At 64.3% G+C, this 1,921-nt stretch carries 2 protein-coding genes and 1 pseudogene; 1 reads left to right on the forward strand and 2 read right to left on the reverse strand.

What is annotated here, in order from left to right; genetic code table 11:
* Nucleotides 1–19: 19 nt before the first annotated feature.
* Nucleotides 20–442 carry a MarR family transcriptional regulator gene (locus V7067_RS13425; RefSeq protein ID WP_334176412.1) on the reverse strand — a complete coding sequence of 141 codons (423 nt, stop codon included), beginning with the start codon at nt 440–442 and terminating at the stop codon, nt 20–22.
* A 329-nt stretch (nt 443–771) separates the two neighbouring features.
* Entirely contained in the window at nt 772–1,395 is a 624-nt protein-coding gene (locus V7067_RS13430) for a transglutaminase-like cysteine peptidase (protein ID WP_334176413.1), read from the reverse strand.
* Between the two features lie 289 nt (nt 1,396–1,684).
* Here V7067_RS13430 and V7067_RS13435 point away from each other — a divergent pair.
* Nucleotides 1,685–1,921, forward strand: a pseudogene (locus V7067_RS13435) (hypothetical protein); the annotation flags it as partial.

Genomic DNA, 1,921 nt, shown 5'->3' on the forward strand with positions numbered 1-1,921 from the left:
CTGTCCGGCGCGGCGCTGGTCAGCGCAGCTTGGCGAGCAGCACCATCAGCTGGTCGCGCTCGTCCTGCGAAAGCGGGGCGAGCGTGGCTTCGCTGACATCGAGAGCGCGGGCGGCGTTGAGGTCGGCGATGCGCTCGCCCTCGTCCGTCAGCGCCACCAGAATGCGGCGCCCGTCATTCGGGTCCGGCTCGGTCAGCACGAGGCCGCGCTTCAGAAGCCGGTCGACGACGCCCTTGACCGTGGCGGCGTCCATGGCCGTGTGGCGGCCAAGCAGGTTTTGAGAACACGGCCCGATTTCCGAGAGCTTGGAAATGACCGCCCACTGCGTGTGCGTCAAAGCTCCGCCCATGGTTTCGGAAAACAGCATGGTATGGCGCTGGTAGACCTGCCGCAGAACGAACCCCACCTGTTCGTTCAGCACATAACGCGGCGCTCTGGTCATTTTTAGACGCGAGGGCACGACCGTTAAATTCATTTTCGACCCGGATTTATTTTCAGAAAACAAGGCCAGCCAAGTCGATCCCCATTTCCCCGGCTGTCCTGTGCCGGTTGGCCCGGCGCTCGTGTGCTAGCATGGCAACCGCGGCATATGAAAGACTTGATGCCTTCCAGACTCGAAAAAGAGTTCACTTTCCGATGACCTGAACGGCGAAATTAACCCGCCGGTCAAATCTCATCCGGTCAAAATTGCTCTTGAAGAAAATTCGTTGCAGCCTGCCGCGGTCCGGCGGCGGCGACTTTTCGCCGGCAAAGGGAATCGCGGCCGCCGCCTCAGCGCGACGGCACGATGGAGGCGACGGAGGAATCCGGCCGGCGGTCGTCGATGCGGTCCCACCCGGCGGAATCGAACGGGCTCTGACGCTTGATGTAGCTGTAGGGCGTCTGGAACCACGGGCGGATGATATCGACCTTGTTGTCGAGGATGAGGTCGCCGTGGTCAGTGCGCACGGTCAGCACGGCATGGCCGGCGCCGTCCTCGTCGCGCACCACGGTGATGAGCAGGGCCGAGGCCGGCCAGCCGCGCCACATCAGGTCGCGGCGCTTTTCCAGCACATAGTCTTCGCAGTCGCCGCGGCCGGAGACCGGATATTCCCAGTATTCTTCCCGGCCGAAGACTTCCAGATCGGTGGAGGCGATGACGCGGCTGTTGACCGAGCGGTTGACGACGATCAGATCGAGCCAGCGGTCGTCGTTGAGCGTGACCACCACGGGCACGGCGGTGCGCACGCGGCAGTCGTCGGGATGGCGGCGGCAGAAATCGACGAAACCGACCGGCGTCGTCGCCCGGCCGAGGGTGGGCATGAAGGTGCGGGAATCGAGATCGCGGGCGCGCGCCGGCTCCGGCAGCAGAGCAGCGTAAACGAGAAGTATAAAGGCTGTCCTGCGTCCGATCATGTGGGGCGCCCCGCTTTAAGTCTCCTGATTATGGCGGATGGCTGTTGCGGTCGCGCTAAATGCAAAGCCGGAATTTGAAGCGACCTGTTTCGGTTTGGAACACGATTTGGTAAGCAGGATCGCCAAAAGGGGCATGGTTTATAATCCGTGACCACCGTAAGACAGCAGCCGCGATTCAGGGCGCTGTTGCCGGCTGCCTTGCCCCGGCGGGCGCCGCCGCCTACAAATCCTGTTCGGGCAGGCCTGCCGGCCTGCCGTCCGGTTTCAGCCCCAGGAGCTGCCCTTGTCGATGCACGATCCCCGCAACGGGCGGGACGGCCGGACCGAGCCGGTCTTCACGCCCCCGCGCGAGCCGGCGCTGAACGTTCCTGCGGCGGTTCTGCTGCTGGCCGGCCTGTTCATCGGCATCGAACTCGTGCGCAGCGAGCTGCTGTCGCCGGCGCAGGACTGGCAGGTGATCCTGTGGTTCTCCTTCATTCCGGTGCGCTATGCGGTGCCGGCCGGCATGGCGCCGCTGCCCGGCGGC

Source organism: Pseudoxanthobacter sp., from assembly GCF_036822375.1.
Classification (GTDB): domain Bacteria; phylum Pseudomonadota; class Alphaproteobacteria; order Rhizobiales; family Segnochrobactraceae; genus Pseudoxanthobacter.

Coding starts and splice junctions, on each gene's coding strand:
- V7067_RS13425 (WP_334176412.1), bottom strand. CDS start 442: ATGACCAGAGCGCCGCGTTATGTGCTGAACGAACAGGTGGGGTTCGTT.
- V7067_RS13430 (WP_334176413.1), bottom strand. CDS start 1,395: ATGATCGGACGCAGGACAGCCTTTATACTTCTCGTTTACGCTGCTCTG.